This is a genomic window from Hydrogenophaga sp. L310 (assembly GCF_055703065.1).
On the sequence record NZ_JBVPZA010000007.1, the window covers coordinates 101387 to 122799 of the forward strand.

A 21413-nucleotide genomic window follows, 5' to 3' on the forward strand; every position below is an offset into this window, starting at 1 on the left:
TTGAGCCAGCGCAAGGGAGTTCATATACCCATGCCGGTATTGATGGAACGCAAAGACGGGTCGCAGACACGCCCGTGAGACTCGCCATCCGTTCGAGCCCATTCCCCCAACGAGCTGGAGACAAAGCATGACCCACAACAAGCATCCGCACCCCCCGCCGCGACAGCGCCAGAGCCGATGGCGCACGCTGGTCGCCTGGCTGGCGCTGGCATTGGCCGCCCCTCTGGCGGGCGCCACAACCGCCGCGCCCGGCGCCCCACCCGACGTGGCCGCGGCCCTGGCCGCCGCACCCACCAAGAACAAATCCACCGCCGACCACAGCAAGTTCAAGGAGCTGCAGGGCCCGTTCAAGAGCGGCTCGGAAGTCACCAAAGCCTGCCTGAGCTGCCACACCGAAGCGGGCAAGCAGGTCATGGGCACGCGCCACTGGACCTGGGAGTACACCAACCCCGACACCGGGCAGAAGCTGGGCAAGAAGACCATGCTCAACAGCTTCTGCATCGGCGACCGCTCCAACGAAGCCTTCTGCCAGTCCTGTCATGTGGGCTACGGCTGGAAAGACGACAAGTTCGACTTCCACAACGAGAGCAAGGTGGACTGCCTGGTCTGTCACAACACCGGCGGCTACAAGAAGCCTGCAGGCATGGCCGGCGAGGTGCCCACCGAGCGCATCGAGTTGCCACCGGGCTCGGGCAAGTTCATCGACCCGGTGGACCTGGCCATGGTGGCCCAGCACATCGGCAAGACCAGTGTGGCCACCTGCGGCAGCTGCCACTACGCCGGCGGCGGCGGTGACGGCGTGAAACACGGCGACCTCGATTCCTCGCTCAACAAGGCGAGCAAGGAGCTCGATGTGCACATGGCCAGCAAGGCCCAGGGCGGCGCCGGCTTCACCTGCGCCACCTGCCACCAGGCCGACGGCCACCAGATCGCGGGCAGCCGCATCAGCATGACCGCGTCCGACCCGCACGGTCCGATGCTGCGCGGCGATTCGGTGCACGCCGGACGCAACGCCGCCACCTGCCAGAGCTGCCACGGCGACAAGCCGCACAAGCAGCCCTCGCTGAGCGTGGAGCTGCTCAACAACCACACCAACAAGCTGGCCTGCCAGAGCTGCCACATCCCCGAGTTCGCGCGCGGTGGCGTGGCCACCAAGATGGCCTGGGACTGGTCCACCGCCGGCCAGCTCACCCCCGAAGGCAAACCGATCCAGAAGAAGGATCAACACGGCCACGTGATCTACGACAGCAAGAAGGGCGACTTCAAGCTGGCACAGGACGTGGTGCCCGACTACGTCTGGTTCAACGGCCAGGTCAACTTCACCACGCAGGACATGAAGATCGATCCGACCCAGGTGCTCAAGATCAACAGTTTCATGGGCGGTCCGGAAGATCCGACCGCACGCATCTGGCCGGTCAAGCGTTTCGAGGGCAAACAGCCCTACGACAAGGTGCATTTGCAACTGCTGGTGCCGCACAGGGCGGTGCCCGACGACACGGCGTTCTGGTTCAACTTCGACTGGGACAAGGCACTCACCGCCGGTGCGACCGCCACCGGCCAGCCCTACAGCGGTCAACACGACTTCGTGAAGACCGAGATGCTCTGGCCCATCACCCACATGGTGGCGCCTTCCAAAAATGCCGTGGCTTGCGCCTCGTGCCACGCCGACCCAACGAAAAGCCGCCTGGGTGACCTGCCCGGCGTCTACCTGCCCGGGCGCGACAGCCAGCCCTGGATCGACCGCCTCGGCTGGCTCGCCGTGGTGGGCGCCATCGCTGGCGTGCTGCTGCACACCGCCGCCCGCCTGCTGACCCGCCGCCGCAACCAACGAGAGAACCGCCATGTCTGAGACCACCGCCTCCATGGCCAGCGTCGCCGACGCGGCCAGCCACTCCCCCGCCCGCATCTACATCTACAAGCGCTACGAGCGTTTCTGGCACTGGTCGCAGGCGCTGCTGATCATCGCCATGCTCATCAGCGGTTTCGAGGTGCACGGCAGCTACACGCTGCTGGGCTTCGAGCCCGCGGTGCGCCTGCACACGCTGGCCGCCTGGCTGCTGCTCATCCTCTGGGCCTTCACCATCTTCTGGCAGTTCACCACCGGTGAATGGCGCCAGTACCTGCCGACCCACAAGAAGGTGGTGGCGATGGCGATGTACTACAGCTGGGGCATGTTCCGTGGCGCGCCGCACCCGTTCCACAAGACCGTGCAGAAGAAACACAACCCGCTGCAGCGCCTGGCCTATCTCGGTCTGCTGGCCATGATCTCGCCGCTGATCTGGGGCTCGGGCCTGCTCTACCTGTTCCGCGCCTTCTGGCCCTCCCTGGGCATTGACCAATGGCTCACGCTGGAAGGGGTGGCCTGGGCGCACACGGCGGGTGCTTTCCTGATGCTCACCTTCTTCATCGTGCACGTGTACCTGACCACCACCGGCCACACCCACCGCGCACATCAAGTCCATGGTGACGGGCTGGGAAGAACTGCACGACGACGCCCATTCCGCGGACACACCGTCCGCTCCGCCGCAAGGCCACTGAGGAGTTTTCCATGTCACACGCCCCTGCATTGCCCCTGCCCCCCGAGTCCGGCATGGACCCGGAGCGCCGCACCTGGCTGCTGGCCACCAGCGCCATGGGGGTGGCGGCCACCGCCGCCGTCGCGATGCCCTTCGTGGCCAGCTTCGCCCCAGCGAGCGCGCGAAGGCGCAGGGGGCCGCCGTGACCATGGACCCGACCACGGTGGCCGTCGGCGAGGTGAAAACCGTCGAATGGCGCGGCCAGCCGGTGTGGGTCATGCGCCGCACGCCGGAGATGCTGGCCAGCCTGGACGGCATTTCCGACCTGGCCGACCCGGCCTCCGAAGTGAAGCAGCAGCCCGACTACGCCACCAACACCCACCGCTCCATCAAGCCCGAGGTGTTCGTGACGGTGGGCATCTGCACGCACCTGGGCTGCTCACCCGTGACCCTGCCGAAAGGCACGGCCAACCCCAGCGTGCCGGCCGACTGGAAAGGCGGCTTCTTCTGCCCCTGCCACGGATCCACCTTCGACTTTGCGGGCCGCGTGTTCAGGAACAAGCCCGCGCCCACCAACCTGGTCGTGCCACCGCACAAGTACCTCGCCGACGGCAGCTTGCTGATCGGCGAGGACGACAGCGGCGCCGCCTGATGGCATTTTTTTGAACGGAGAACAGCATGTGGTATTTCGCCTGGATGCTCGGTGTCGGTTTCGCGGTGTTGCTCGCCATCCTCAACGCCATGTGGGGTGAGCACGAGCAGGCCCGCGCGCTGTCGAAAGGCGGTGACGCATGACACCCGCCCCCGCTCCCGCCACGGGCCTGCTCGGCGCGGCGCCCGTGCCGGTGGCCAGCCGCGTGCACCTTCCCAGCCTGCTGGCCGCGCTGGCCATCATGCTCGTGGGCAGCATCTACCCGCTGCTGTTCGCCGATGCCAGCGGCCAGGCCGATCATGGCCTGGCCATGGCCCTGTTCTGGGCCATGAGCGCCGGGCTGGTGCGTGGCGTCGGTTTTGTCCCGCGCTGGTTCGGCGGGCGTTGGCTGTTCTCTGGCTGGGCCTGTGCCGCCGGCCTGTTGCTGGCCGCCTGGCTGCGCTGGGGAGCCTGAGGTGCTGTTCCGCATCCTGCACGACGAACGCAGCGGCGAGCTGAGCTATGTGCTGGCCGACAACGACGCGCGCGAAGCCGTCGTGGTCGATCCGCGCAGCCGCGATCTGCCGGTGCTGCAGGCGCTGCTGGGGGAGCGCGATCTGCGCCTGCGCTGGGTGCTGCGCACCCACCAGCACGACCACCTGCAGAGCCACGAACTCGAACGCTTGCGCAGCCTGGGCGCGCCCGTGGTGCAGGGCGAAGCCTGCGAGGGCACGCACACGGTGGCCGATGGCGAGCACCTGCCCGTGGGGAACGAGATCGTGCGGGTGATCACCACGCCCGGCCACACCGCCGGCTGCCTGAGCTTCGTCTGGCGCGACCGCGTGTTCTGCGGCGGCCTGCTCGCCGTGGACGCCTGCCCGCACCAGCCGCACCCGGCAGACCCCGCCGCGCTGTGGGACAGCATCAACCTGCGCCTCTTCACCCTGCCTGACGAGACCCTGCTGTTTGCCGGCCATGAGCAGCGCGCGCGCGCCGTGAGCACGGTGCTGGAGCAGCGCCGCTGGCACCCTTTCTTTGCCCGGCAGACGCGCGACGCCTTCCTGGCCCGTGTCGCCGCATTGCCGACGCAAGGAGCGGATGCCGTGAGTGCAGCGGCGGGCCACAACACCCAGTCCGCCTGAACGGGCGGCGACCCTGTTTTCTTTTCTACTCCGGAGTTTTCATGAAGCAACTGCATTTCCAGGAAAAATACCCCATCACCGTGGTGGACATCGCCAAGTCAGAGACAACCTACACCACCGTGGACGCCATCGCCGACTACTTCAAGGCCTGCATCGCCGCGACACCGCGCGTGAGCTACATCGCCACCTTCGATCACTTCGCGCACACGAAAGCCATCGGCGGCGACATCGCGCCCGCGATCCAGGCGGCGGTCAACGTGGTGTTCTGTTTTGGCCATGCGCTGCCCAACCCGCAGGTGCTGGCCGTGCGCCCGCGCTCCATCGGCATTGCCGACATGGGCGACCATTTTGTGGTCAGCTTCATGGACGCGCCCATGAAGCCCGCCAACGACGCCATGCAGGCCTGGACACTCGCGCTTCGTAACCATTGACCGGATACAGGAAACGAGATCATGTGGAAAGTCCTCAACTGGGCGCAGAAAAATCTGGTCTGGAGCATCCCGATCGCCATGCTCGCGGGTCTGCTGTTCGGGCAGGTGGCCGACCCGGCCTTCCTGCGCTGGGGCATCCTGCCGCTGACCTTCCTCATGGTCTATCCCATGATGGTCACGATGAACGTGCGCGACCTGCTCAAGCCTGGCGGCAACCGCCTGCAGGGCACGACGCTGGCCGTCAACTTCATCCTCATGCCCGCCATCGGCTACGGCATGGGCCTGCTGTTTTTTGCCGACCAGCCCATGGTGCGGCTGGCCCTGCTGCTGACCGCGCTGCTGCCCACCTCGGGCATGACCATCTCCTGGACCGGCTTCGCCAAAGGCAATGTGCCCGCCGCGGTGAAGATGACCGTGGTCGGCCTGATCGCCGGTTCGCTGCTGGCGCCGATCTACCTCAAGGCCCTGCTGGGCGCGGTGGTCGAGATCCCCGTGCTGCAGGTGTTCCTGCAGATCGCGCTGATCGTGTTCCTGCCGCTGGTGCTGGGCACGCTCACGCAGCGCTGGCTGGTAGACCGTCATGGTGAACCGCGCTTCAACGGCCACTACAAACCCAGGTTCCCACCGTTCTCCACCCTGGGCGTGCTGGGCATCGTCTTCGTGTCCATGGCGCTCAAGTCGCAGGACATCTTTGCGAAGCCCGCCCTGTTGCCCAGCCTGCTGCTGCCGTTGGTGCTGATCTATGCGCTGAACTTCGTTCTCAGCACCCTGATTGGCAAGTTCTTTTTCCAGCGCGGCGACGCCATCGCCCTGGTCTACGGCACCGTCATGCGCAACCTCTCGATCGCGCTGGCGATTGCCATGGGCGTGTTCGGCGAGCAGGGCGCAGATGCCGCCCTGCTGATCGCACTGGCCTACATCGTCCAGGTGCAGGCCGCTGCCTGGTACGTCAAGCTCACCGACCGGCTCTTTGGCGCACCGCCTGTGGCGCCACCCCCCGCGGCTTCCAAGGCCGCCTGAAAGGAAACCCCATGCCCACAACTTCCACCCCTGTCACACCCTACGACGCCCTGGGCGGCGCCGAAGGCCTGCACCGCCTCGTCGACCGTTTCTACGAGCTGATGGACGAGCTGCCCGAGGCCTACGCCGCGCGCCGCATCCACCCCGAGAGCCTGGCCGGCGCCAATGAAGCTCTGTTCGAATTTCTCTCGGGCTGGTTCGGCGGGCCGCCGCTCTACACCGAAAAGAAAGGCCACCCGCGCCTGCGCATGCGCCACGTGCCCTACGCCATCGGCCCGACCGAGCGTGACGAGTGGATGCTGTGCATGCGCACGGCGCTGACCGAGCAGGTGGCCGACGAGAACCTGCGCGCCGGCCTGCTCAACGCCTTCACGCAGATGGCCGACCACATGGTCAACACCGGCGACCGCGCCGGTTGCGGCCACGGTCAGATGCAAGGCCAGTCGTGCGAGACCGCATGAAAAAGGCCCTCATGACCCTGGCGCAGGCCGTGGTGCTGGCCATGGTGCTGCCCCTGTGCGCCATCGCCGGCCCCATCGAACCCGGCCGGCCCCTGCCGGCGTTGCGCCTCAAGAACCAGCACGACCAGGACTGGCAGGTCCCGGCGGGCACGCGGCTGGTGGTGTTCGCCGCCGGTCGCAAGGCCTCGAACCTCGCGCTGACGGTGCTGGGCGCGCAGCACAAAGGCTTTCTGGAAAGCCGTCATGCGGTCTACCTGGCCGACATGAGCAAGATGCCCGGCCTCATCACCCGCACCTTTGCCTTGCCCGCGTTGCGTGAACAGCCTTTCGAGGTGGGTGTGTCGCTCGATGAAACCCTGTTGGCCGGCTGGCCGCGCCAGGACGACGCGGTGACCCTCATCGGCCTGGAGGCCGGCCGCGTGACCCACTTCCAGTACGCCAGCAGCGAGGCGCAGCTGCGCACCGCGCTCGGCCTGGCGCCCTGATCCCGTCACCACCACAACCAATACGCGAGGAGACACCCATGGACGCTATCGACGCCTTCCAGGACCACTACCCCGACAACGTGTCGCACTGCTACGGCTGCGGCAGCAAAAATCAACACGGTCACCAGATCAAGACCGTGTGGGACGGCGACGAAACCGTCACCCGTTTCACACCCGAGCCCTTCCACACCTCGGTGCCTGGCTACGCCTATGGCGGGCTGATCGCCTCGCTGATCGACTGCCACAGCACCGGCACCGCCGCGGCCGCCATGTACCGGCAGGCGGGGCGCGACATGGACTCGCTGCCCGCGTTCCGTTTCGTCACCGGATCGCTGCACGTGGACTTTCTGAAGCCCACGCCCCTGGCCGGCGAGCTGGTGATCCGCGGTCGCATCAAGGAAATCAAAGGCCGCAAGGTGGTGGTCGAGACCACGGTGTACGCGGGCGATGTGGCCACCGCGCGTGGCGAAGTCGTTGCCGTTCAGATGCCGGGAAATTTTGGGTGACACCCCCGCCGCGCTACGCGCGACCCCCTCCAGGGGGCGATGCTGGCGGCCCGGCAAAGCCGGTTCCGCGGCATCTCTGGGTTGGGGCACTTCGCTCCGAGCAATCCGAGCGAGAACGGCGCCCCGCAGGGCGACGTTTCTACTGGGGCGAAGCCGATCAGAAAGCCAGGCTGTTCACACCCGGCTTGAGCAGGTGGGCTGCCACGTCGGCTGGCTTGGCCGGAGTCACGCCGGGGATCAGGTCGGTGGGCTTGAGGCCGGTGTTGGGCAGGTACAGTGCACACACTTCCACCTTGGCACCAGCCTTGATCACGCCTTGCAGCATCTGCTGCGTGGTCACGTCGCGCGGCTTGAGCTTCGGGCCTTCCTTGCCCACGACGGCCATGTCGCCTGCAGCGTCGCACAGCAGCACGCGCACGCTGGCCTTCTGCTCCAGCGCCTGGCCGGCGAGCACCAGGCCCGCGCCCTGTGCCATGGCGCTGCCGCTGTGGATGTTGACGAACAGCTCTTCGGCGTGGACCGTGCCGGTGGCCAGCAGGGCGGCGGTGCCCAGGGCGATCAGGTGCTTCATGCAGGAACTCCTTGAAAATTCGGTTGGCATTCCACCGCGATTGCGGTGGTTGCCGCCATTCTTCCTATACTCATTGAGGTATCCATGAGAAAACGCAAGCTCCTGTGAATGCTGCGGATTCAAGAGCAACAAAATGAACGAACACCAAGCCGATCCCGATCAACTGCCGCTCGTGCGCGACGAACTCGATGTGCTGGGCGACCTGGTGCCGCTGGCCGGGCAGCGCATCATCGAACTGGGTTGTGGCAACGCGCGGCTGGCGCGCAGCCTGGTGCTGCGCCATGCGGGCAGCCAGGTGGTGGGGCTGGAGGTGGACGCCGTGCAGCACACCAAGAACGTTTCGAGTCCGCAGGAGCGGCTGCTGTTCGTGGCCGGCAGCGCCGAAGCCGTGCCGTTCCCCGATGCGGGCTTTGACGGCGCGATGATGCTCAAGAGCCTGCACCACGTGCCGCTCGACGGCATGGACGCGGCGCTCGCCGAGGTGGCGCGCGTGGTCAAACCCGGTGGCTGGTTCTACGTGAGCGAGCCGATATACGGCGGCGCGCTCAACGAGATCGTGCGCCTCTACAACGACGAGAACACCGTGCGTCGGGCCGCGCAGGCCGCACTGGACCGTGCGCTGACCATCGGTACCCAATGGGATGCAGCGGGCGAGCGGCGTTTTGCGCAGCCTGCGCACTTCAAGGACTGGGCTGAGTTCGAGCAGCGCATGCTCTACCCCAGCTTCGCCGACCACCACATCACGCCTGCGCTGGTTGCCCGAGTGCGCGACGCCTTCATGCCGCACATGGGTGCGGACGGTGCGCATTTCGTGCGGCCGATGCACGTGCGACTGCTGCGCCGCACGGGTTGAAGGGCCCGCCCTGTTCGGGCAGGTCCTTCAGCCGATCACAGCGACCTGGTCGAGTAGTACCAGTCGGTCGTCTTGTAGCCTTCGGCCAGACGCGCCTTGATGGCGTCGGGGCTCTTGGGCGGTGGCACGATCACGTCGCAGCCGGGCGTCCAGCCTTCGGGCGTGGCGACCTTGTTGGCGTCGCTGGTCTGCATGGCCTGCAGCAGGCGCACGAACTCGTCGATGCTGCGTCCGTTGCTCATCGGGTAATAGACCATGGCGCGCAGGATGCCGTCGGGATCGATGAAGAAGGTGGCGCGCACGGCCTGCGTGTCGGCGGCACCGGGATGCACCATGCCGTAGGCCTTGGCGACATCCATCTTGATGTCTTCGATGATCGGGAAGCTGATCTCGACACCGAATTTTTCCTGGATGTTCTGCGTCCAGGCCAGGTGCGAATACAGGCTGTCGATGGACAGGCCGAGCAGCTCGCAGTTCATGCCGCGGAAGGTCTCGGCGTGTTTCTGGAAGCCGATGAACTCGGTGGTGCAGACGGGCGTGAAATCGGCCGGGTGCGAGAACAGGATCAGCCACTTGCCTTTGTAGTCGGCGAGCGTGCGGTCACCGTGGGTGGTCTTGGCGTTGAAGGCCGGTGCGGCTTCGTTGAGGCGGGGGAAGGTGGCAAGGTTTTCCATGAGGTACTCCATTCAGGTCGGGTTTCGGAAGAACCGGGAAAGCAGGATGGCTTGTCCGATGAATGAAGTCTATGGATGCGCACATGGCAATAGATTGCGTTTTGTCAAGCCGGCCATTGGCAGTTCCAACCGCGCCGATAGCCAGCCTTTTCCCCGTACCAAGCAAGGGCTTCGGCGGGTAGTCGCTCAGACGGGCGCGTTGGCCGCCTCGGTGTGGATCACACCGCCGCCCAGGCAGACCTCGCCGTCGTAGATCACGGCACTCTGGCCCGGCGTCACCGCCCATTGCGGTTCGGCAAAACGCAGGGTGATGCCGGTGGCATCGGTCGCCAGCGTGCAGGGCGCATCGGCCTGGCGGTAGCGCGTCTTGGCCGCGATGTCGGTGACCTGCGGTGCCTCGCCCGCGACCCAGCTCAGATCTTCGGCGCGCAGGCTGGGCGAGAGCAGCCAGGGGTGGTCATGGCCCTGCACCACCCAGAGGATGTTGTTGGCCATGTCCTTGCGCGCGACGAACCAGGGCTCGTGTTCGTTGCCGCCTTTCTGTGCGCCCTTTTCACGGATGCCGCCAATGCCCAGACCCTGGCGCTGGCCCAGCGTGTAGAACGAGAGGCCCACGTGCTGGCCGATGGTGCGGCCGCTCGGGTCCTTGATGGGGCCCGGCTCTTTGGCGATGTAGCGGTTGAGGAAATCGCGGAACGGCCGCTCGCCGATGAAGCAGATGCCGGTGCTGTCTTTCTTCTTCGCGTTGGGCAGGCCGATCTCTGCCGCGATGCGGCGCACCTCGGTCTTCGGCAGCTCGCCCACCGGGAACAGCGTCTTGCTCAGCTGCGCCTGGTTCAGGCGGTGCAGGAAGTAGCTCTGGTCCTTCAGCGGGTCCAGGCCCTTGAGCAGCTCGTGTTGGCCGGTCGCTTCGTTCAGACGAACGCGGGCGTAGTGGCCGGTGGCGATCTTCTCGGCGCCCAGGCGCATCGCGTGGTCGAGGAAGGCCTTGAACTTGATCTCGGCGTTGCACAGGATGTCCGGGTTGGGCGTGCGCCCGGCCTGGTATTCGCGCAGGAATTCGGCGAACACGCGGTCCTTGTACTCGGCGGCGAAGTTGACGTGTTCGATCTCGATGCCGATCACGTCGGCCACCGCGGCGGCGTCGACGAAGTCGATGTTGGACGAGCAGTACTCGCCGTTGTCATCGTCTTCCCAGTTCTTCATGAAGATGCCGATGACCTCGTAGCCCTGTTCCTTGAGCAGGTGCGCGCTCACCGCGGAGTCCACTCCACCGCTCAAACCGACCACCACACGCTGTTTCTTTGCCATGACGGGATTATCCCGCCGCCGGCGTGTCCTCCCGTTGCGTGGGGTTCAGCCGAGCATGGCCTTCCACATGCCGTTGCCCCAGCTGGTGGCGGCAGCGCCCGAGCGGGCGTTGTGTTCCGGGTCCACAGTGATTTTGAGTTTGGGGGCCTCGCCGGGCGCCACGCTCGACGCCACGTTGATGTTGATCGCGTCCTTGTGCGTCACGTTGGCCCAGCAGATGCCCAGCGGCAGGTCGACCGGACCTGCCGCTGGCGCAGGAGTCTTGCCGGCGATGCGGTCCGTGATGGCTTCGGCCACCTGCTGGCCACTGCCGAAGGCGATGTGACCGCTCTTGGGCAGGGGAGAGCCCTGCGAGTCGCCGATCACGTAGATGCGCTCGTCGGCCTGGCTCTGGAAGCTCGGCAGCTTCACCGCGGCCCAGCGCTCGCCCAGGCCAGCCTGGCGGATCAGCGCCGGTGCGCGCATGGGGAGGATGAGGTTAGCGTGCGCGAAAGGCACGTCGCCCGACGAGGTGGCGAGCTGGCGTTTGCCCATGTCCACTGAGGTGATGGCGGTGTCGGGCATGTATTCGATCTGGCTGGCGTACAGGCTCTTCATGCCGTTCAGGATGGGCTTGGCGATCGGCAACGGCATCGGGTTGGGGTTGGCGTCGATCAGGATGATCTTGCCCTTGGTGCCGCGCTGCTTCATCTGCTCGGCGATCAGGAAGGCGCGCTCGTAGGGCGCGGGCGGGCAGCGGTAGGGTGGCTTGGGCGCGCTGATGACGAAGTTGCCGCCCTTGGCGAGGAACTCGTCCACCTGCTGGCGCACGGCCATCTGCTCGAAGGCGCGAAAGCCCACCGGCAGCTGAGCGCGCGCTTCGGCGTAGCCCTGGATGCCGTCCTCCATGTATTCGACGCCAGGCGACAGCACCAGGAAGTCGTAGGGCAGGCGCTGCGTGGCGGTCACCACCTCGCGCTTGGTGCGGTCGATCGCGGTCACACGTTCGCGCACGCGCCGCGCGCCCAACTGGTCGATGCGCGCGTAGCTGCGCTGGAAATCGCTGGCGGGCTGGAAGCCGGCGATGAAGTGCGCGCTCAGCGGGCAGGACATGAAACCCTCGTTGGGCTCGACCAGGGTCACGTCGGCGCCACCCGCGGCCAGCAGGCCGCGCACCGCACCCAGCCCGCCCCAGCCGCCACCGACCACCACCACGCGTGGCTTGGCCCCCGTGCCGATGGCGGCACACCCGGTGGCGAGGGCCGCGACGCCGATGGCGGTGGCCTGAAGCATGTCGCGGCGACGGGGGGTGAATGGCATCGGCATGGGAGATCTCCAAGGTCAAATACTGAACGGGGTATGGTTAATGCTAGGAGGCTGGCAGCGGGGGAGACAGCGGACAAACCCGTAGATGCCCGGGGCATCGGTCAACCCGTTTCAACGCAGCGACCATTTCCATTGAACGGTGCGCGCCCCCCGACTCTCTACAGTGGAGGCGTGTGCAGCACACAGGCCTGCACCGCCACTGGAACCCCGCCATGACCCGCTTGCCCACACTCTTCATCTCCCACGGTGCACCCACGTTCGCCATCGAACCCGGCATCGCCGGCCCTGCGCTCACCGCCCTGGGCAAGTCGCTGCCGCGCCCGAAGGCCGTGCTGGTGGTGTCGCCGCACTGGATGACGCGCGAGCCGCGCGTGGCCACCAGCGCCGCGCCGCAGACCGTGCACGATTTCGGCGGTTTCCCTCCAGCCCTTTACCAGTTGCAGTACCCCGCGCCGGGTGCGCCCGAGGTGGCGCAGCGCGCCATCGAGGTGCTGCGCGCCGCGGGCTGGGCGGTCGAGGCAGACCCCCAGTGGGGCCTGGACCACGGTGCCTGGGTGCCGCTGCTGCACCTGTTGCCGCAGGCCGACGTGCCGGTGTTCCAGGTCTCGCTGCCGGCGCGGCTCGACGGTGCGCGCGCCTACGCCTTTGGCCAGGCGCTGGCGCCGCTGGCCGACGAAGGCGTGCTCATCGTCGGTTCGGGCAGCCTCACGCACAACCTCCACGAAGTGCGTTTCGACGCGGCCGGCGCCGCTGGCGAGGACTACGCGCGCGAGTTCTCGGCCTGGATCACGCAGGCCGTGTTGAACCGCGACCACGCCCGCCTGCAGCAGACCATGGCCATCGCGCCGCACGCGCAGCGGGCCCACCCCACGCCCGAGCACCTGTGGCCGTTGATGGTGGCCGCGGGCGCAGCGGGCGCTGAAGTGCCGGCCACGCGCATCGAGGGTGGCATCACGCACGGCGTGCTGGCCATGGACTCGTACCTGTTCGGCACACTGCCGCTGCCAGCGTCGGTGGCGGCCGACGCGCTGGCGGCCTGAAGCCACCCACCCGGAAAGACACCATGCAAGACGACCTCATCGTTCACCAGCCCACCGTGCCCGCGCGCCATCTGGTGCTGCTGTTCCACGGCGTCGGGGCATCGCCCGAAGGCCTGCTGCCACTGGGCCAGGCGCTGGCCCGGCCCGACCGCTGGGTGGTCAGCGTGCGCTCGCCGTTTCCGTCCGACATGGGCGGTGGCTGGCAGTGGTTTTCGGTGCGTGGCGTTGACGAGGCCAATCGCATCGAGCGCATCGCGGCGGTGATGCCGCGTTTCGTGCAGACCGTTCATGCCTGGCAGGCGCGCACCGGGCTGGATGCGTCGGCCACGGCGCTGGCGGGTTTTTCGCAAGGCGCCATCATGGCGCTGGAGTCCACACAGCAGGCGCCGCCCATCGCCGCGCGCGTGTTCGCCATGGCCGGGCGCTTCGCCCAGCCGCCGCGGCTGGCGCCGGACGGCACGGCGCTGCATTTCATCCACGGCGAGCAGGACCCGGTGATCGCGCCGGCCTTCAGCGTGGCCGCGGCCGAGCGCCTGCGCGCGCTGGGTGCCGCGCCGCGGGTGGACCTGCTGCCCGGCCTGGGCCATGGCATCGATGGCCGCGTATTGACGCTGCTGAGCGCGGCGCTCGACCCGGACGTGGAGGCTTGAACGCCATGCCCGCGAACACCGCGCCGGCCACGCTGCATCTGCACATCGGCGCGCTGGAAACCGTGGCGTCGCTGAGGGCGCCAGAGGCTGAGGTCCAGCGTTTCGTGCTGCCGATCGGATGCAACACGCTCTGGTCCGCGCCTGGTCACCGTGGCGGGCCTTCGCCTCTGGAACTGGAGACCGCGATCCAGACCGTGGAAGACCAGATCGAAGGCCTGCACCACCCGGGCTTCGACGCCGTGCATCCCGACGCTTGAGCGCTGACGCAGCACGCGCATGTCACACGTCTTTCACAGCCTTGACTTATTCTGGCCTTTACCGGATTCTGCGTGTCTGCAAATCCGGCGGGCGCCCGCGGCTCGGCTTGCGGACGCCCCTCTGTTCCGATCTGTCACACCCACTCTGAAAGCGAGCTTCTCCATGAAGAGCAAGTTGTCCCCTATCGTTCTGGCCACGCTGTTGCTGGCCGCTGGCGTCGCACAGGCGCAAGACAAGACCCTGCGCCTGCTGACCTGGGGTGGTTACGCGCCCAAGGACGTGATCGAGCAGTTCACCAAGGAGACCGGTTTCAAGGTCGAGGTGACCACCTCCAACAACGAAGAGATGATCTCCAAGCTGCGCGCCACTGCGGGCGCCGGCTTCGACCTCGCCCAGCCCAGCCAGGACCGCATCGCCGGGCCGCAGACCGAGTTCAAGATCTACAAGCCGCTCGACATGGGGCAGATCAAGGCCGATCTGTTCATCCCGTCCATGCTCGACGCGACCAAGAAAAACACCACGGTCGGCGGCAAGGTCTACGGCCTGCCGCACATCTGGGGCACCGACGGCCTGGTGGTCAACACCAAGACCTCCAAGGCCACCGACTACGCCGACCTGTGCGCGGCTGAAAACGCCGGCAAGGTCAGCATGCGCCTGAAGCGCCCCACGCTGATCGCCATGGCCTTCGCCTCCGGCAAGGACCCGTTTGCGCTCTACGGCGACGCCAAAGCCTACAGCGCCCTGATGGACGACATGGGCAAGAAGCTCACCGAGTGCAAGAAAAACGTGAAGTTCTACTGGGACGGCAAGGACCAGCTGCTCGCCGGCATCCGCTCGGGTGAACTCACCACGGCCATGATGTGGGACACCGGTGGCTGGGAGCTGAACAAGGCCAACCCCGACGTGAAGTTCGTGGCACCGAAATCGGGCGCGCTGGGCTGGGTGGACACCTTCGCCATCCCCGCCAAGGGCAAGAACGACGCCGCCGCCTACGCCTGGATCAACTTCAACATGCGCCCCGAGATCGCCGCCAAGGTGGCTTCCTCGGCCGGCAACTTCACCGCCAGCCAGGGTGCCGACCAGATGATGGACCCGGTGCTCAAGAAGCAGTTCGCCGAGAGCTTCCCCGAAGCCGCGCTGAAGAACATCAAGTGGTACCCGGCCGTGCCGGCCGGCATCGAAGACATCGAGGGCCGCGTGCTCGACCGCGTCAAGGCCGCCAAGTAAGCCGTGGCGGTGCCGACGCCGGCCGCGGGCGGCCCCGCCACGCACGATCTCGACATCCAGTCCGTGCGCAAACGCTATGGCGCGTTTGCGGCGGTGGATGACCTGAGCTTTTCCGTGCGGCGGGGTTCGTTCTTCTCCATCCTCGGGCCTTCGGGCTGTGGCAAGACCACGCTGCTGCGCATGGTGGCGGGTTTCATCGAACCCGATGCGGGCGACATCGTGATCAAGGGCGCGTCGATGCGCGGCGTCGCGCCCAACAGGCGCCCGGTGAACATGGTGTTCCAGCACCTGGCGCTGTTCCCCATGATGAGCGTGGGCGAGAACATCGCCTACGGCCTGGAGCGCCGTGGCGTGAAGGGCGCTGCCGCCAGGGCCAAGGTGACCGACATGCTGCGGCGCGTCGGCCTGCCGGGCAGCGAAGGCAAGCGCATTCACCAGCTCTCGGGCGGCCAGAAGCAGCGCGTGGCGATCGCGCGTTCGCTGGTGCTGGAGCCCGCGCTGCTGTTGCTCGACGAGCCGCTGGGTGCGCTCGACCTCAAGCTGCGCGAGCACATGAAGGTGGAGCTGAAGCAGCTGCAGGCTGAGGTGGGCACCACCTTCGTCTACATCACGCACGACCAGTCGGAAGCGCTGGTCATGTCGGACCAGGTGGCGGTGATGAACCACGGCCGCTTCGAGCAGCTGGGCACGCCCCAACAGCTGTATTACCAACCGCAGACCGCGTTCGTCGCCGGCTTCGTGGGCAACAACAACCGCTTTGAAGGCACCATCGAATCGCGCAACGGCGAGCAGGTGCTGCTGCGCACGACCAGTGGCATGGGGCTGTGGTCGCAGCGCGTGGGCACGCTGGACGTGGGCCAGTCGGCCACCCTGTTCATCCGTCCCGAGGCCATCGAGATCGGGCGCAGCCCGCGCGAGCTGCCCGCCGGTGAACCGGCCTGGAGCGCGAGCGTGCAGAGCGTGCTGTTCGATGGCGGCAACTCCACCGTGCTGGTGCTCGAAGACAAGAGCCAGACGCCGCTGCACATCGCGCTGCCACTCACCGGCCGCCTCGCCGATCTGAAGTCTGGCGAGACCGTGCACTTCGGCTACCAGCCCGCACAGGCCTGGTGTTTTTCGGCTTGAGGCCATGAACGACGCCACCGCGCACCACCGCTGGATGCTCGGCCTGCTGCTGGCCCCGGCGCTGCTGTGGCTGGTGGGCCTGGTGATCCTGCCGCATGTGGAGTTGCTGCTGCTGTCGCTGCAGGCGCGCGTGGGGCCGGGGGAATACGCCGCCAGCCTCGACCAGTACCGCACCTTCGTCGACGAGCCGCTGTACTGGAACACCTTTGTGCGCACGGCGGTCATCTCGGTGTTGGCCACCGGGCTCACGCTGCTGCTGGCGTTTCCGGCCGCCTGGTACATCGCCAAGGTGGCGCGGGGTCGGCTCAAGATGGTGCTGCTGGTGCTGTGCCTGCTGCCGTTCTGGGTCAGCGAAATGGTGCGCACCCTGGGCTGGCTGATCCTGCTGCGCGAGACCGGCGTGGTTTCCAGCCTGCTGCAGGCCGTGGGCCTGGCTGACCAGCCGGTGGAGCTGCTGTACCACGACGCCACCATCCTGGTGGGCCTGGTTTATGCATCGCTGCTGTTCATGGTGATCCCGCTCGTGAACAGCCTGGAAAGTCTCGACGACAGCCTGATCGAAGCGGCTTACGACCTCGGCGGCAGCACCGCCAACATCGTGCGCCGCATCGTCATCCCGCACGCCGCGCCGGGCATCGCCGCCGGCAGCATCGTCGTCTTCATGCTCTGCCTCGGCAACTACCTCACGCCCACGCTGCTGGGCGGCAAGAACTCGCTCTGGTTCACCGAGCAGATCTACACCCAGTTCATCACGCGGTTCAACTGGAACCAGGGCGCGGCCTTCGGCTTCCTCTTGTTGTTCCTTTCCAGCCTGCTGGTGTGGGTGGGGCTTCGACTGACAGGGCAACGCTTTGGCGCCGTCATGAAAGCAAGCTGACATGATCCCCAGCCTGCCCCGTCCCGCCTTGCAGCGCTTTGGCCTCGGTGCCTTCGTCGCCGGCTTTTTCGTGTTCCTGTTCGTGCCGCTGCTGGTGGTGGCGGTGTTCGCGTTCAACAACGCCGACTACCCGACGCCGCCCTGGATGGGCTTCACGCTCGACTGGTTCGTGGCCGACAACGACGCGCGCACCGGTCTGCTGGCCGACGGCGAGTTGCTGCAGAGCATGGGCGTGAGCGCCTGGGTGGCGCTCTGGGTGACGCTGCTGTCGGTGGGCGTGGGCACCTGCAACGCTTTCCTGCTGGAGCGCTTCGAGTTCCCGGGCAAGAGCGCGATTGCGCTGCTGGCCATGCTGCCGCTGGTCATCCCGGGCGTGATCCTGGGCATCTCCATCCTCGCCTTCGCCAGCCGCATCGCCAACTTCGCCGACGAGACATGGGGTCTGGAGCTGGACTTCCTGCGGCCCGGCCTGCCGCTGGTGATCCTTGGCCAGTTCTGCTACATCGTGACCATCGCCACGCTCACCATCTCGGCCAGCCTGCGCCGCTTCGACCGCACGCTCGAAGAAGCCGCCTACAACCTGGGCGCGAGCCGCCTCGCGGTGCTCTGGACCATCACCTTGCCCTACCTGCGGCCGAGCATGATCGGTGCCGCGGCCATGGCCTTCCTGATGTCGTTCGAGAACTTCAACACCACGCTGATGCTGGTGGGCTCGGACTCACCGCTCACCGTGCTGATGTACAGCCGCATGCGCGAAGGCGCCACGCCGGTGCTCAACGCGATCAGCCTCTTCCTCATGGTGGCCTCGGCCCTGCTGGCGCTGATGCTGCTGTGGCGCAAGCCGCAGGCGCAGTGAACTGCGCCAGACGGTTGCGGTGCGTGCGGGCCGGGATCAGGCGGCTTTGCGACCCCAGAAAGCCATGACCAGCAGCAGCAGCGAAATCACGCCCAAGGCGATCAGCGTGGTGTTGGGCACGTAGTAGGTGGTGTACACCTCCCAGCCCAGCAGGCGCAGCAGGTCAGACACCTCGGTGTAGATGCCCACGAGGTGGCCGCCCAGCGTGCCGGTGATGCCCAGCAGGGCGCTGCCCAGGAAGGCCAGACCGGCCATGACCCAGCGTGATGTGCCTTGCCACACGCTCTCGCCACGGCGCCAGCGCACGAACAGGATCACGGCCCAGTAGGCCACGGTCCAGCTGGCGAGCAGCACGTGGTTGCGGCCCAGGGCCGACGCCGAGATCGTTTCCCAGGGCCACACCATCAGGCCGATGGAGAACGCGATGATGCCGAACACCAGGCTGGCGCTGAGCAGCGGCACCAGCGCGTGGTCGACGGACTTGGCGAGCGGGCCATCGGAGAACACGCGCAGGAAGATCGCCAGCGTGGCGGTCATCCACAGCGCAATGGGAAAGTGAACCATCAAGACGTGATAGGCATCCATGATCAAACTCCTGTATTGCGCTTGAGCAACTGGTTGAGGGCAAAGCCGAATGCCGCGATCAGCGCGAGGCCGGCGAGCAGCGTCCAGCGCCACTGGTTGTAGATCTCGCTGGCGAATTCGGCTTCGATGCCGTAGTGCTTGAGCTGGTCCACACCGTGGTGCGTGGTCACGGGTTGTCCCTGTTTGATGAACCTCGCGCCAGCGTGCCGTGTGCTGTTGAGGTGCGGCCAGCTCACCTGGCCGGGGTAGAAGAGCTCCACCGTGGTCCACTGGTCTTTCCAGACGGGCGCGGCGCCGTCGAACTTCTGCGCCACGATGTGGGCGTCGCGGCCCAGGCCCAGCGTGGCCGGCAGTGACACGTAGTGCCAGCGCCCACCGGTGGCGTTGCGGTGGATGGCGAACGCCACCGCGTAGGCGCCCTGGTCTTTCAGGACCTTGTCGTCCAGCGGATGGCCGGTGTCGAGCTTGCGCGTGAGCGTCACGTCCCAGAAACCATCGGCCCAGCGCCCTTTGCCTTGCACGGCAATATCGGCCATCGATTCTTCGGGCGTGCGCAGGATGCGCCGGGGCAGGGTGTCGCCGTTCTGCCATCCGGCAGCAGGATCAAATGGCACCGCGTCCCCGTCGCGCAGGAAGTAGGTGCTGTCCTGCGACAGCTTGCCGCCCGCCACATCGTCCCACTTCAGGGCCTTGTAGCCGGTGGTGGCGCTGTTGAACATCAGCTTGGGTTGCTTGAGTTCACCGTCCCAGTTGGACGCCGCGCTGCTCTTGCCGGCATCGCCCATCCGCGCTTCGGCGACCACCTGGTCGTCGGACATGTTGATCGGGTTGGAGCGATGACCGCGCCAGTGCCACAGGTCCAGGAAGTAGCCGGCGGCCCGTTGCGCCTTCAAGGTGTCTTCGGTCTGCGTGCTGGCCCAGTCGTTGATGTCGGTACGCGTCTGCGGCAGGTGCTTGCTGACCTCTTCCTGCTTGAGCTTTTTGCCCAGGTAAGGGTGCGCCTTCACGTCGTCGCCCGCCGCATGCTTTGAGAAGGTGGCGATGCCGGGGCCGATGGCCAGGTAACCACCGTAGCGCGCGAACTCGGGCACGCTGCCGTCGTCCAGCATCATGGCCACGCGGTCCTCGTGCAGGCCATTGGGCTCAGAGCCGGGGACCGCCTTGCCTTTGGTGACCCACTTGCCGTCCTCGAACATGACGACGTCGTGAAAGATGCCCGGCTTCTCGGCGGGCCAGCGGTAGCGGAAGAACATGTCGCTGCCGTTGTAGGCGGCCTGCACCTGCAGGGGCACGGTCAACTGCTGGGGGATGCTGATGTTGCGCTTGGGGTCGTCGCGCACGACACCGGTGCCGTGGGTGATCCAGGAGAGCAGCAAGGCTCCGCCGAACAACGCCACGGCGACCAGCAGGCCGCTTTGCGCAGTGGTTTTTTTCATGGGTGGCTCCTGTGAAGATGAGCGCTCAGCCTAGGCCTCACCGGCAGGCCTCGGTTGATATTTGTCAATAAATGCCATGGGCGACCGCGAGCTGTCAGCCATAGGGCAACAGTCTTAAAAATAGGCCTTCGATTTAAGGCTCGCCTAACAATTGGTCGGGGAAAAGACGTGGACTTTTGCGGGATTGCGCAGGAGGTGCTTCAACACATCCGGGCAGATTCAATCCGTTGAAGGTCAGAACCTTGCCCGTCACAGCCTTTGCTGTGGGGGCTGAGGCCGGTTGGATGTTTGCAAACGTTCGTGTGCCCACACGGCCCAAAGCGCCCAAACCCGCCAGACCAACCCCCGGTTCTGAACCGCATCGTGTGGGAGCGCGCCTGCTGCGCCGATTTCTGTTCTGAACCGGCCTCCTGGTGGTCGGTGAAAAGGGCCGCACAACCGGTTACGGTGAACCACGCAAGCTCACGTTTGTTACCGGACCCCTTAAGCGAAGCTTCATCTTGAACTCTTTCAATACATCCACCAGCACTTGCTGGGTTGCTATTGAAAAAGGATCACTTTCATGAAATCGGTTGTTCTCTCTGCGGTTCTGTTGGCTGTTTCTGGTGTGGCGCTGGCAGGTCCTGCGTGCAATGCCCCGAAGGAAAAATGGATGCCCGAAGCCAGCTTCAAAAAGGGTCTGGAAGACCAGGGTTACCAGATCAAGACCTTCAAGGTCAGCAAGGGCCAGTGCTACGAGATCTATGGCTTTGACAAGACCGGCAAGAAGGTCGAGATCTATTTCGACCCGGTCACCGCGGCCGTTCTGGAAACCAAATAAGCCAGCGAGGCGGGCCGTATGCATGCAACGATGAACCTCTCCGCATCGCCGGTCACGGCGCGCCCCGTGTGGGACCGCTTCGTGCGGGTCTTCCACTGGACGCTGGTGTCCTGTGTGCTGCTCAACAGCTTTGTGCTGGACGACGGTGAAGACCTGCACCAGTGGCTGGGCTATCTGGCCAGCGCACTGGTGGTGACCCGCATCGTCTGGGGCTTCATTGGTTCGAAGCACGCCCGGTTTGCCGACTTCTTTCCCACGCCGGCCCGCCTGATGCGGCACCTGCGCGGGATGTTCTCGGGCCAGCCCGAGAAACACTGGGGTCACAACCCGCTCGGCGCCGTGATGATGCTGGTGCTCATGGCGCTGGTGCTGGCGCTCGGGGTTACGGGCTGGATGCAGTCGCTCGACGCCTTCTGGGGCGAAGAATGGCTGCAGGATCTGCATGCGCTGGCCGGTGATCTCCTGCTGCTGTCGGCCGGCCTGCACGGTGCTGCCGCGATCGTGATGGGTCGACTGGAGCGCACGCGCCTGGTCAAGGCCATGGTCACCGGGATCAAAGAAACGTACTGAAATGTCCCCCTTGCGTCCCACGCCTTCACTGGCGTGGACCGGGGCTCCACCGCAGCGCGGGTC

The 21413-nt window shown here is 66.2% G+C and carries 25 protein-coding genes and 2 pseudogenes; 21 read left to right on the forward strand and 6 right to left on the reverse strand.

Features of this window, described 5'->3' with window-relative positions:
* Positions 1-127 precede the first annotated feature (127 nt).
* The 11 genes and pseudogenes from AC0GNO_RS13445 to AC0GNO_RS13495 all read left to right on the forward strand — a co-directional run bounded on the left by AC0GNO_RS13445 (position 128) and on the right by AC0GNO_RS13495 (position 7192).
* Positions 128-1849, forward strand: a complete 1722-nt coding sequence (locus tag AC0GNO_RS13445; RefSeq protein ID WP_472904296.1) for a tetrathionate reductase family octaheme c-type cytochrome — start codon at positions 128-130, stop codon at positions 1847-1849.
* 118 nt (positions 1850-1967) lie between these two features.
* A pseudogene (locus tag AC0GNO_RS13450) lies at positions 1968-2381 on the forward strand (cytochrome b/b6 domain-containing protein); the annotation flags it as partial.
* A 167-nt stretch (positions 2382-2548) separates the two neighbouring features.
* Positions 2549-3168 (forward strand): annotated as a pseudogene (petA, locus tag AC0GNO_RS13455) (ubiquinol-cytochrome c reductase iron-sulfur subunit).
* 26 nt (positions 3169-3194) lie between these two features.
* Positions 3195-3311, forward strand: a complete 117-nt coding sequence (gene cydX / locus AC0GNO_RS13460) for a cytochrome bd-I oxidase subunit CydX (RefSeq protein ID WP_305716800.1) — start codon at positions 3195-3197, stop codon at positions 3309-3311.
* Positions 3308-3622, forward strand: coding sequence for a cyd operon YbgE family protein (locus AC0GNO_RS13465; RefSeq protein ID WP_472904297.1), 315 nt, complete (start codon positions 3308-3310; stop codon positions 3620-3622). Before cydX ends, AC0GNO_RS13465 begins: the two co-directional genes overlap by 4 nt.
* 1 nt (position 3623) lies before the next feature.
* Entirely contained in the window at positions 3624-4289 is a 666-nt protein-coding gene (locus tag AC0GNO_RS13470; RefSeq protein WP_472904298.1) for an MBL fold metallo-hydrolase, read from the forward strand.
* 41 nt (positions 4290-4330) lie between these two features.
* Positions 4331-4720: a DUF6858 family protein gene (locus AC0GNO_RS13475; protein WP_472904299.1), complete on the forward strand. Its 390-nt coding sequence runs from the start codon at positions 4331-4333 to the stop codon at positions 4718-4720.
* Between the two features lie 21 nt (positions 4721-4741).
* On the forward strand, positions 4742-5740 hold the full coding sequence (locus AC0GNO_RS13480) for an arsenic resistance protein (protein ID WP_472904300.1): 999 nt from the start codon (positions 4742-4744) through the stop codon (positions 5738-5740).
* Positions 5741-5751: 11 nt separating this feature from the next.
* Positions 5752-6201: a group II truncated hemoglobin gene (locus tag AC0GNO_RS13485; RefSeq protein WP_472904301.1), complete on the forward strand. Its 450-nt coding sequence runs from the start codon at positions 5752-5754 to the stop codon at positions 6199-6201.
* Positions 6198-6686, forward strand: a complete 489-nt coding sequence (locus AC0GNO_RS13490; protein WP_472904302.1) for a hypothetical protein — start codon at positions 6198-6200, stop codon at positions 6684-6686. Before AC0GNO_RS13485 ends, AC0GNO_RS13490 begins: the two co-directional genes overlap by 4 nt.
* A gap of 38 nt (positions 6687-6724) precedes the next feature.
* Positions 6725-7192: a PaaI family thioesterase gene (locus tag AC0GNO_RS13495; protein WP_472904303.1), complete on the forward strand. Its 468-nt coding sequence runs from the start codon at positions 6725-6727 to the stop codon at positions 7190-7192.
* 157 nt (positions 7193-7349) lie between these two features.
* Here AC0GNO_RS13495 and AC0GNO_RS13500 read toward each other — a convergent pair whose 3' ends face one another.
* Positions 7350-7763: a DsrE family protein gene (locus AC0GNO_RS13500; protein ID WP_472889885.1), complete on the reverse strand. Its 414-nt coding sequence runs from the start codon at positions 7761-7763 to the stop codon at positions 7350-7352.
* Between the two features lie 133 nt (positions 7764-7896).
* Here AC0GNO_RS13500 and AC0GNO_RS13505 point away from each other — a divergent pair, with 133 nt between their 5' ends.
* A complete protein-coding gene (locus AC0GNO_RS13505; RefSeq protein WP_472904304.1) occupies positions 7897-8616 on the forward strand; it encodes a class I SAM-dependent methyltransferase in 720 nt (239 codons plus the stop codon).
* 35 nt (positions 8617-8651) lie between these two features.
* Here AC0GNO_RS13505 and AC0GNO_RS13510 read toward each other — a convergent pair whose 3' ends face one another.
* The 3 genes from AC0GNO_RS13510 to AC0GNO_RS13520 all read right to left on the reverse strand — a co-directional run bounded on the left by AC0GNO_RS13510 (position 8652) and on the right by AC0GNO_RS13520 (position 11906).
* Entirely contained in the window at positions 8652-9290 is a 639-nt protein-coding gene (locus tag AC0GNO_RS13510) for a peroxiredoxin (protein WP_472889887.1), read from the reverse strand.
* 186 nt (positions 9291-9476) lie between these two features.
* Positions 9477-10601: a tRNA 2-thiouridine(34) synthase MnmA gene (mnmA, locus tag AC0GNO_RS13515; RefSeq protein WP_472904305.1), complete on the reverse strand. Its 1125-nt coding sequence runs from the start codon at positions 10599-10601 to the stop codon at positions 9477-9479.
* Between the two features lie 45 nt (positions 10602-10646).
* Positions 10647-11906 carry an FAD-dependent oxidoreductase gene (locus AC0GNO_RS13520; protein WP_472904306.1) on the reverse strand — a complete coding sequence of 420 codons (1260 nt, stop codon included), beginning with the start codon at positions 11904-11906 and terminating at the stop codon, positions 10647-10649.
* Positions 11907-12118: 212 nt separating this feature from the next.
* Between AC0GNO_RS13520 and AC0GNO_RS13525 the strand changes: the two genes are divergently transcribed.
* From AC0GNO_RS13525 to AC0GNO_RS13555, 7 genes are all read left to right on the forward strand, one after another.
* On the forward strand, positions 12119-12946 hold the full coding sequence (locus AC0GNO_RS13525) for a dioxygenase family protein (protein ID WP_472904307.1): 828 nt from the start codon (positions 12119-12121) through the stop codon (positions 12944-12946).
* A gap of 23 nt (positions 12947-12969) precedes the next feature.
* Positions 12970-13596, forward strand: coding sequence for an esterase (gene ypfH / locus AC0GNO_RS13530; protein ID WP_472904308.1), 627 nt, complete (start codon positions 12970-12972; stop codon positions 13594-13596).
* A gap of 5 nt (positions 13597-13601) precedes the next feature.
* The gene (locus tag AC0GNO_RS13535; protein WP_472904309.1) at positions 13602-13853 is read left to right on the forward strand and encodes a hypothetical protein; all 252 of its coding nucleotides are present in this window, start codon (positions 13602-13604) and stop codon (positions 13851-13853) included.
* A gap of 163 nt (positions 13854-14016) precedes the next feature.
* Positions 14017-15081, forward strand: coding sequence for an extracellular solute-binding protein (locus AC0GNO_RS13540; RefSeq protein WP_472904310.1), 1065 nt, complete (start codon positions 14017-14019; stop codon positions 15079-15081).
* Positions 15082-15090: 9 nt separating this feature from the next.
* A complete protein-coding gene (locus AC0GNO_RS13545; RefSeq protein ID WP_472904311.1) occupies positions 15091-16206 on the forward strand; it encodes an ABC transporter ATP-binding protein in 1116 nt (371 codons plus the stop codon).
* 4 nt (positions 16207-16210) lie between these two features.
* Entirely contained in the window at positions 16211-17083 is an 873-nt protein-coding gene (locus tag AC0GNO_RS13550; RefSeq protein ID WP_472904312.1) for an ABC transporter permease, read from the forward strand.
* Position 17084: 1 nt separating this feature from the next.
* A complete protein-coding gene (locus AC0GNO_RS13555) occupies positions 17085-17939 on the forward strand; it encodes an ABC transporter permease (RefSeq protein WP_472904313.1) in 855 nt (284 codons plus the stop codon).
* Between the two features lie 36 nt (positions 17940-17975).
* Here AC0GNO_RS13555 and AC0GNO_RS13560 read toward each other — a convergent pair whose 3' ends face one another.
* Positions 17976-18524 carry a DUF2231 domain-containing protein gene (locus AC0GNO_RS13560; RefSeq protein ID WP_472904314.1) on the reverse strand — a complete coding sequence of 183 codons (549 nt, stop codon included), beginning with the start codon at positions 18522-18524 and terminating at the stop codon, positions 17976-17978.
* A gap of 2 nt (positions 18525-18526) precedes the next feature.
* On the reverse strand, positions 18527-19960 hold the full coding sequence (locus AC0GNO_RS13565; RefSeq protein ID WP_472904315.1) for an ethylbenzene dehydrogenase-related protein: 1434 nt from the start codon (positions 19958-19960) through the stop codon (positions 18527-18529).
* Positions 19961-20522: 562 nt separating this feature from the next.
* On the opposite strand from AC0GNO_RS13565, the gene AC0GNO_RS13570 reads away from it, so the two are divergent.
* Together AC0GNO_RS13570 and AC0GNO_RS13575 are read left to right on the forward strand one after the other, a co-directional pair.
* Complete coding sequence (locus AC0GNO_RS13570) at positions 20523-20780, forward strand: PepSY domain-containing protein (protein WP_177132712.1); 258 nt, start codon at positions 20523-20525, stop codon at positions 20778-20780.
* Between the two features lie 30 nt (positions 20781-20810).
* Entirely contained in the window at positions 20811-21350 is a 540-nt protein-coding gene (locus AC0GNO_RS13575) for a cytochrome b/b6 domain-containing protein (RefSeq protein WP_472904316.1), read from the forward strand.
* The last annotated feature ends 63 nt before the right edge of the window (positions 21351-21413 follow it).